7 protein-coding genes are annotated in these 7,410 nt (G+C 74.9%); 5 read left to right on the top strand and 2 right to left on the bottom strand.

Annotation, left to right across the window (positions count from 1 at the left end; all coding sequences use genetic code 11):
• On the top strand, positions 1 to 352 hold a 352-nt coding region (locus tag NH602_RS32040), incomplete at its 5' end, for a PspC domain-containing protein (protein ID WP_308292882.1).
• A gap of 91 nt (positions 353 to 443) precedes the next feature.
• On the opposite strand, the gene NH602_RS25890 is transcribed toward NH602_RS32040, so the two are convergent.
• The gene (locus NH602_RS25890; protein ID WP_253069153.1) at positions 444 to 1,052 is read right to left on the bottom strand and encodes a TIGR03086 family metal-binding protein; all 609 of its coding nucleotides are present in this window, start codon (positions 1,050 to 1,052) and stop codon (positions 444 to 446) included.
• Positions 1,053 to 1,115: 63 nt separating this feature from the next.
• On the opposite strand from NH602_RS25890, the gene NH602_RS25885 reads away from it, so the two are divergent.
• Positions 1,116 to 2,081 carry a YafY family protein gene (locus NH602_RS25885; RefSeq protein ID WP_253069152.1) on the top strand — a complete coding sequence of 322 codons (966 nt, stop codon included), beginning with the start codon at positions 1,116 to 1,118 and terminating at the stop codon, positions 2,079 to 2,081.
• A 91-nt stretch (positions 2,082 to 2,172) separates the two neighbouring features.
• Here the strand turns inward: NH602_RS25885 and groL are convergent, their stop codons facing one another.
• The gene (groL, locus tag NH602_RS25880) at positions 2,173 to 3,801 is read right to left on the bottom strand and encodes a chaperonin GroEL (protein ID WP_020622657.1); all 1,629 of its coding nucleotides are present in this window, start codon (positions 3,799 to 3,801) and stop codon (positions 2,173 to 2,175) included.
• A 219-nt stretch (positions 3,802 to 4,020) separates the two neighbouring features.
• Between groL and glp the strand changes: the two genes are divergently transcribed.
• From glp to pssA, 3 genes are all read left to right on the top strand, one after another.
• Positions 4,021 to 5,274, top strand: a complete 1,254-nt coding sequence (gene glp, locus NH602_RS25875; protein ID WP_253069151.1) for a gephyrin-like molybdotransferase Glp — start codon at positions 4,021 to 4,023, stop codon at positions 5,272 to 5,274.
• Between the two features lie 603 nt (positions 5,275 to 5,877).
• A complete protein-coding gene (locus NH602_RS25870) occupies positions 5,878 to 6,588 on the top strand; it encodes a phosphatidylserine decarboxylase (protein WP_226354032.1) in 711 nt (236 codons plus the stop codon).
• A gap of 10 nt (positions 6,589 to 6,598) precedes the next feature.
• Positions 6,599 to 7,410: CDP-diacylglycerol--serine O-phosphatidyltransferase (gene pssA / locus NH602_RS25865; protein ID WP_253069150.1), on the top strand; the 812-nt coding region annotated here is incomplete at its 3' end.

The following is a 7,410-nucleotide window of genomic DNA, read 5'->3' as shown; positions in this document are numbered from 1 at the left end:
CGCGGTCTCCTGCACCGGACGCCGCTGCCGGCGGGCGGTCCCCGGGGCCGCCCGCCCCGGTCCGGGCACCGGGGCGCCCTACACGACGGGGGCGCCGCACACCGCGGGCACGCCGTACGGCGGCGCCGGGACCCGGACGACGGCGCAGGGGATCGGCGACCGCGTCGCCGCGTTCCGGCTCCGGCGCAGCAGGACCGACCGGATGCTCGGTGGTGTCTGCGGCGGTCTGGCCGCCGACCTGGGTGCGGACGCCGCGCTGCTGCGCATCGCGGTCCTCGTCCTGACCCTGGTCACCGGTGGCGCGGCGGCACTGGTCTACCTCGCCGCCTGGCTGATCGCACCGGCCGCCTGAGCCGGTGGGGCGGGCGGGGCTCCGGCGTCGCGGCTCACGAGGGGGAGCCGCGACACCGGAGCCCGTCGGTCCGCCCGGCCCGCCCGGCCCGTCAGCCCACCCAGCCCGTCGACACCCGGCCCGACCAGTTCGCCAGCCGCTCGGTCGGCCCCGCCTCCGGGCGGTGCTCCACGACCGGGCCGAACGGCACCGGGCCGCCACGCCGCTCGGCGGGCAGATACGCGTGGGCGGTGGCAAGCGCCGTCGTCGCCAGCTCCCGGTCGGCCTCCGGGTCCTGCCCGGTGGCGACGGCCAGGTCCCAGCCGTGCACCAGCGTCTCGTTCAGGTACACGGCCAGCGCGGCCCGCGCCGGGACCTCGCCGAACGGCAGCCGCGCGACCCGGTCGAGCAGCGTCTCGCCGTCCGGGCCGGACCAGACGGCCTGCAGCGCCGCCGCCTCGTCGACGTAGGCCGACACCGGGTCGTCGAGGACGTCGTCGCTGACCAGCGGGGCGGCCATCGGGTCGGTCCCGGCGGCGAGCGCCGCCGGTCTGCGCAGTGTCGTGACCAGGTGCGCGAGCAGGGTGCGGACGTCGAAGTCGTCGCAGGGCGTGGGGTCGGCCATCCGGTCGGCGGGCACGGCCCGGGCGAGGCCGGCGACCCAGTCGAGGGCGGCCAGGTAGGCGGGGCGGGGGTCGGTGGTGAGCGTCGGATTCGTCATGGGCGCCAGCGTGCCCGCGATACCCGACACCTCCTGTCGTGATTCCATGCCATTCTCCGGGACGTGCGCGCCGACCGGCTCCTGTCCCTCGTGCTCCTGCTGCGCCACCGCGGCCGGACCACCGCCGCCGTGCTCGCGCGTGAGCTGGAGGTCTCCGAGCGCACCGTCCTGCGCGACGTCGAGGCGCTGTCGGCCGCGGGCATCCCGGTCTACGCCGAACGCGGCAGGCACGGCGGCTTCGCACTGCTGCCCGGCTTCACCACCGACCTCACCGGCCTGACCCCGGGGGAGGCGGTCGCGCTGCTCGGCTCCGGCGCGACGTCGACGCCCGGCGCGCTCGGGCTGGGGCCGGAGTTCGCCTCGGCCATGCGCAAGATCGTCGCCGCGCTGCCGGACGCCGCCCGGGAACAGGCCACCGACGCCGCCGGACGGGTGCTGGTCCGGCGTGGTGGCTGGCTGCGCGACACCGACGACGGCGCGACCACCGACGTGCTCACCGCCGTCCAGCGCGCGGTGTTCGGCGGGGTCCGGCTCCGCATCCGCTACCGGACCGGGACCCGGCCGGGCGCGCAGCCCGGGCCCGCCGCCGAACGCGTCGTCGACCCGGTCGGGCTGGTCCAGGCGTCGGGGCGCTGGTACCTGTTGGCGCTGCGCGACGGGGACGACCGCACCTACCGGGTGTCGCGGATCGAGGAGGCCGAGCCGCTGGCCGAGCCCGCGCACCGGCCCGAGGGCGTCGACCTGGAGGAGCTGTGGTTGCGCCGCCGGGAGGACTTCCGGGCGCGGCGGCCCGGGATCCGGGTCCACCTCGTGCTGCCCGCCGACCGCCGCGACGCGCTGTCGGCCGTCACCGTGGACGAGGAGCGGACACGGGACGGGACGACCGAGGTCGTCGCCGCGTTCGGGGACCTCTTCCACGCCGGGCGGGCGCTGTGGCCGCTGCTGCCGGACGTGCGGGTGCTGGACCCGCCGGAGCTGGTGACGGCGCTGCGGGAGCGGGCCCGCGCGGCCGTCGTCGCCCTGGGGTGACGGCGGCCCCCGGACGCGCCGCGGGGGCGGCACCGGCGAACCGGTACCGCCCCCGCGGGGTGGTGCTGTGTGCCTGGTGAGGCAGGACCGATCAGAAGTCCATGCCGCCCATGCCACCGGTCGGGTCGGCGGGGGCGCCGCCGCCCTTCTCCGGCTTGTCGGCGATGACCGCCTCGGTGGTGAGGAACAGGGCCGCGATCGAGGCCGCGTTCTGCAGCGCCGAGCGGGTCACCTTGGCGGGGTCGATGATCCCGGCCTTGATGAGGTCCTTGTACTCGCCGGTGGCGGCGTCGAGGCCCTCACCGGTGGGCAGGTTGCGGACCTTCTCCGCGACGACGCCGCCCTCGAGGCCGGCGTTGACCGCGATCTGCTTGAGCGGGGCCTCCAGCGCGACCTTGACGATGTTCGCGCCGGTGGCCTCGTCACCGTCCAGGCCGAGGCCCTCGAACAGGCCGGCACCGGCCTGGATGAGCGCCACGCCGCCGCCGGCGACGATGCCCTCCTCGACGGCCGCCTTCGCGTTGCGGACGGCGTCCTCGATGCGGTGCTTGCGCTCCTTGAGCTCGACCTCGGTGGCCGCGCCGGCCTTGATGACGGCGACGCCGCCGGCCAGCTTGGCGAGGCGCTCCTGGAGCTTCTCGCGGTCGTAGTCGGAGTCGGTGCGGTCGATCTCGGCGCGGATCTGGTTGACCCGGCCGGCGATCTGGTCGGCGTCACCGGCGCCGTCGACGATGGTGGTCTCGTCCTTGGTCACGACGACCTTGCGGGCGGTGCCCAGCAGGGACAGGTCGGCGGTGTCGAGCTTGAGGCCGACCTTCTCCGAGATGACCTCGCCACCGGTCAGGATGGCCATGTCGGCCAGCATCGCCTCGCGGCGGTCACCGAAGCCCGGGGCCTTGACGGCGACGGACTTGAAGGTGCCGCGGATCTTGTTGACGACCAGGGTGGCCAGGGCCTCGCCCTCGACGTCCTCGGCGATGATGGCGAGCGGCTTGCCCGACTGCATGACCTTCTCCAGCAGCGGGAGCAGGTCCTTGACGGTCGAGATCTTGGAGGAGACGAGGAGGACGTACGGGTCCTCCAGCTCGACCTCCATGCGCTCGGCGTCGGTCACGAAGTAGGGCGAGATGTAGCCCTTGTCGAAGCGCATGCCCTCGGTGAGCTCGAGCTCGAGCCCGAAGGTCTGCGACTCCTCGACCGTGATGACGCCTTCCTTGCCGACCTTGTCCATCGCCTCGGCGATGAGCTCACCGATCTGCGGGTCGGCGGCCGAGATGGAGGCCGTGGCAGCGATCTGCTCCTTGGTCTCGATCTCCTTGGCCGACTTCAGCAGCGCCTGGGAGACAGCCTCGGTGGCCTTCTCGATGCCGCGCTTGAGCGACATCGGGTTCGCGCCGGCGGCCACGTTGCGCAGGCCCTCACGGACCAGCGCCTGGGCCAGCACGGTGGCGGTGGTGGTGCCGTCGCCCGCGATGTCGTCGGTCTTCTTGGCGACCTCCTTCACCAGCTCGGCGCCGATCTTCTCCCAGGAGTCCTCGAGCTCGATCTCCTTGGCGATCGACACACCGTCGTTGGTGATGGTCGGCGCGCCCCACTTCTTCTCGAGCACGACGTTGCGGCCCTTCGGGCCCAGCGTCACCTTGACGGCGTCGGCGAGGGTGTTCATGCCCCGCTCGAGGCCCCGACGGGCCTCCTCGTCGAACGCGATCTGCTTCGCCATGGGGGTGTTGCCCTCCGATAGAGGTGAGTCGAGTGATCGGATGCGGTGCCCGCGACGGACGCCCGGCAACCCTGCGCCGGACTCACCGACCCGACCTTGGCACTCCACGGACACGAGTGCCAGTGGATGCTGAGCCCGTTTCTAGCACTCGCCCGTGGTGAGTGCAAGCGGACCCCGCCGGGCTGCGGGCCGTCCGCGACGGCGGGCAGGATAGGGGCCATGAGCACCTGGTCGCAGGCTGGTCCGCGCAGCGTCTCCGAGCACGCCGCGGCGGTCGCGGCCCTGCTGCCGCCGACCGGGACCGAGCCGGTCGCGCTGGCCGCCGCGAGCGGCCGGGTACTGGCCGAGGACCTGACGGCGGGCGTCGCGCTGCCGCCCTTCGACAACTCCGCGATGGACGGCTACGCGGTCCGTGCGGCCGACCTCGCCGGCGCCTCGGCTGCCTCGCCGGTGGAGCTCCCGGTCGCGGCCGACATCCCGGCCGGGCGCACCGACGTCCCCGCGCTGGCGCCGGGCACGGTGGCCAGGATCATGACGGGTGCCCCCGTGCCCGAGGGCGCGGACGCGATCGTGCCGGTCGAGCAGACCGACGCCGGTCCCGGTGGCGGGCTCGACCGCGTCCGGATCCACGAGGCCCCGCAGCCGGGCGCGTTCGTCCGCCGGGCCGGTGAGGACGCCGCGTCGGGTGCCGTCGTGCTGCGGGCCGGGACGGTGCTGGCCGCGCCCCAGATCGGGCTCGCCGCCGCCGTGGGCCGGGCGGAGCTGCCGGTCCGCCGTCGCCCGCACGTGCTCGTGCTGTCCACCGGCTCGGAGCTCGTCGCCCCGGGGGGCACGCTGGAGCCCGGGCAGATCTACGAGTCCAACGGCACGATGCTGGCCGTCGCGGTCCGGGAGGCCGGCGCGACGGCCGAGCAGCTGTCCTTCGTCCCCGACGACGTCGAGCGGTTCCGCGCGGTGCTCGCGGAGAAGGTCGGCGACGGCGTGGACCTCGTCCTCACCTCCGGCGGCGTGAGCGCCGGCGCCTACGAGGTCGTCAAGGACGCCATGACCGGCCACGGCGTGGAGTTCGGCAAGGTCGCGATGCAGCCCGGCGGTCCGCAGGGCTGCGGCCGGCTCGAGCTGGGCGGGACCGGGGTCGCCACCGTCACCCTGCCCGGGAACCCGGTGAGCTCCCAGGTCTCGTTCGAGGTGTTCGTCCGGCCCGCGCTCCGGGCGGCGGCCGGGCACCCCGCGCCGGCGCGGCCGGTGGTGACCGCCCGGCTGTCCGGTGCGCTGGCCTCGCCCGCGGGGCGCCGCCAGTTCCGGCGCGGCCTGCTCGACGCCGCCGCCGGGACCGTGTCCGAGGTGGGGTCCACCGGGTCGCACCTGATCGCGGCGCTCGCCCGGGCCGACTGCCTGATCGACCTGCCCGCCGACACCACCTCCGTCGCCGACGGCGAGCAGGTCGCGGTCTGGCTGCTCGACGCCCCGTGACCCGGTGTCCGGTGGCCGCGGCCCGGCGCGCCGGGCGGTGACCCGCGGAGCCGGGCGGACCGGAACGGGCGTCCGGGTGCTGCGAGCGGGATCGCGCTGTGCGACGGGCCCACCACTCGCGCGGAAGTGCGGCTGCGCCGAAAGTGTGAGCTATGTCATCGGCCGTCGGGGCAACGATCTCACCGCGGGCGACGTCCTAGGGGGTGTCCGTTCGGCCAAAAGAGGTAGATCACGGCGGACATCCGTCGTGATCTGGACTGCCGGTCGTCGGAGAGGAATACTTTCTGGCGTGGAGGGGTAGACCCTTTACAGCACAAGACCCACCGCCCGTCGCTGGGGAGCGGACGAGCGGTTCCAAGGCCGGGGTCGTCGTCTCGGGGGACGACGGCCCCGGCCCTTTTTCTGCCCCCGACCGGCCCGCGGGGTCGCGCACCGCGTGCGGCCGGCTCCGGGCACGAACCGACGATCGTGCCACCGGTCCCGTCTCGGCGCGGGGACCCCCGGATCCTCGGCGTGTCCCGGTCGTCCCGCCGGACAGCCGTCCGCGGCGCCCGCGTAGCGTTGGTGATCCCCCACCGGAGCATCAGGAGCCGACGACCCACCATGGCCGAAGGAACCGGGACCTCCCCGACCCACATCGCCCGACTGGTCCGGGACGCGATCCCCCCGATGCACCCGGGCGGGCGTCCGATCGTCGCCGGTGTGGCGCTCGCCGCGGCGGGGGTGCGCGCCCTCACCGGCCGAGGCACCCTGCCGGGCCTGCTCGCCACCGCGGCCACCGCGCTGTTCTTCCGCGACCCCGTCCGGACCCCGCCGCTGCGCACCGACGCGGTGCTGGCCCCCGCCGACGGCGCGGTCGCCACCGTGACCGAGACGGTCCCGCCCGCCGAGCTCGACCTGCCGCGCGTCCCGCACACCCGGGTCTCGATCTTCCTGACCGTGCTGGACGTGCACGTCCAGTGGGTCCCGGTGCACGGCCGCGTCGCGCGGGTCCAGTACTCGCCCGGCACGTTCCTGTCCGCGGACCTGGACAAGGCGAGCGAGGACAACGAGCGCAACGCGATCACCGTGGTCCGCGCCGACGGCGTCGGGGTCGGGGTCGTGCAGATCGCCGGCCTGCTGGCCCGCCGGATCGTCTGCGCCCTGCGCGACGGCGACGAGGTCGCCGCGGGCGAGCGGTTCGGCCTCATCCGGTTCGGCTCGCGCGTGGACACCTACCTCCCGCCCGGGACGACCGCGCTGGTCCGCCCCGGCCAGCGGACCGTGGGCGGGGAGACCGTGCTCGGCCTGGTGGCCGGGCCGGCGGAGCGCTGAGGTCGTGGGGATGTCCCGCCCCGCCGGCGGTTATCCCGCCGGCGTGCGGCTGCTGCCGAACGCGGTCACCGTCCTCAACCTCTGTGCCGGCCTGACGGCGGTCTACTTCGCGCTCCAGTCGCGCTTCGACTTCGCGATCATCGCCGTCCTGGTGGCCGCGCTCTGCGACGCCCTCGACGGCGGCCTGGCCCGGCTGCTCGACGCCTCCAGCCGGATCGGCGCCGAGCTCGACTCGCTGGCCGACCTCGTGTCCTTCGGTGTCGCCCCCGCCCTGGTCATCTACATCTGGGCGTTCGAGGGCACCCGGGCCGGCTGGATGGTGGCCCTGGTGTTCGCGGTGTGCATGGCGCTGCGCCTGGCACGCTTCAACACCCTGATCGACGACGACAGCGCCCCGCCGTTCGCCCGGGAGTTCTTCGTCGGCGTCCCGGCTCCCGCGGCCGCGCTGACCGCGGGCATCCCGATCTACCTGTGGCTGCACTTCGGTCAGGGCTGGTGGTCGGAGCGTCCGCTGGTCGCGGTGTGGGCGCTGGTCACGGCCGGGCTCATGGTCAGCCGCATCCCGACGCTGTCGCTCAAGACGGTCCGGGTCTCCCCGCGCACCACCCGGTGGCTGCTCGTCGGGGTGGCCGCGGTCGTCGCGATCCTGATCACGATCCCGTTCCTCGGGATCGCCGTCGCCGGGTTCGTCTACCTGCTGCTCCTGCCCTGGACGGCCTACCGCTACCGCTGGCTGTCGCACCCCCCCGAGGCGTGGGACGTGCCGACCCGCCAGCGCCGCGCCGTCGCCCGCGCGGCCCGGTCCGCCCGTCGGCTCGGTCT

The sequence above is a fragment of the Pseudonocardia sp. McavD-2-B genome (assembly GCF_024124365.1).
GTDB lineage: Bacteria > Actinomycetota > Actinomycetes > Mycobacteriales > Pseudonocardiaceae > Pseudonocardia > Pseudonocardia alni.
The sequence above is the reverse complement of the archived record's forward strand: the minus strand, read 5'-3'. Positions and strand labels throughout refer to the sequence as shown.

Excerpts from the sequence above, each read along its gene's own strand:
- NH602_RS25890 (WP_253069153.1), bottom strand. The coding sequence starts at position 1,052 with ATGACGAATCCGACGCTCACCACCGACCCCCGCCCCGCCTACCTGGCC.
- groL (WP_020622657.1), bottom strand. The coding sequence starts at position 3,801 with ATGGCGAAGCAGATCGCGTTCGACGAGGAGGCCCGTCGGGGCCTCGAG.
- glp (WP_253069151.1), top strand. The coding sequence starts at position 4,021 with ATGAGCACCTGGTCGCAGGCTGGTCCGCGCAGCGTCTCCGAGCACGCC.
- NH602_RS25870 (WP_226354032.1), top strand. The coding sequence starts at position 5,878 with ATGGCCGAAGGAACCGGGACCTCCCCGACCCACATCGCCCGACTGGTC.